The 643-nt window shown below is 63.0% G+C and carries 1 protein-coding gene; it reads left to right on the forward strand.

Going from position 1 to position 643, the window contains the following annotated elements; genetic code table 11:
• On the forward strand, positions 1–643 hold a 643-nt coding region (locus SM191_RS19560; RefSeq protein WP_341507660.1), incomplete at both ends, for a YDG domain-containing protein.

Consider the following 643-nt stretch of genomic DNA (forward strand, 5'->3'; position numbering starts at 1 on the left):
TGGGCGGCGTGGATGCGGCCAATTATGTGCTGAGCACCATCGGCAATGGCACCGGCACGATCACCGCCAAGGCGCTGACGCTGAACGCGGTTGCCGACACAAAGGTCTATGACGCCACCAAGGCGTCGGCAGGACGTGTCCAGTCGGTGGGTCTCATCGCGGGCGACGTGGTCAACGCGACCCAGTCGTTCGACGGGAAGAATGCGGGCAGCCGGTTGCTGAGCGTGGATGGCGGCTGGTCGATCGCGGATGGCAATGGCGGCAACAACTATGTCGTGACCATCGGCAACACCGCTGCGGGCACGATTTCGCAAAAGCGGCTGCAAACGGGAGCGACCGTCAGCAACAAGACCTATGACGGCACGGTCGATGCGACGGGCGTGATTGGAAGTCTGATTGGCGTCATCGGAAGCGATGACGTCACCAGCAATGGCAGCGGGACTTTCGCCTTTGTCGATCGCCATGCCGGCACCGGCAAGGCCGTCACGGTCAGCGGGCTGACCCTGTCGGGCGCGGATGCGAGCAACTATGTTCTCGATAGCGTCGCCAATGGCACCGCGAACATCGCCAAGGCGGTACTGACGCTGACGGCGAGCGCCGATAGCAAGATCTATGACGGAACGCGCAGCTCGACCGGTGTGGT

Origin of the sequence: Sphingomonas sp. 2378, assembly GCF_038084995.1 — a bacterium.
GTDB lineage: Bacteria > Pseudomonadota > Alphaproteobacteria > Sphingomonadales > Sphingomonadaceae > Sphingomonas.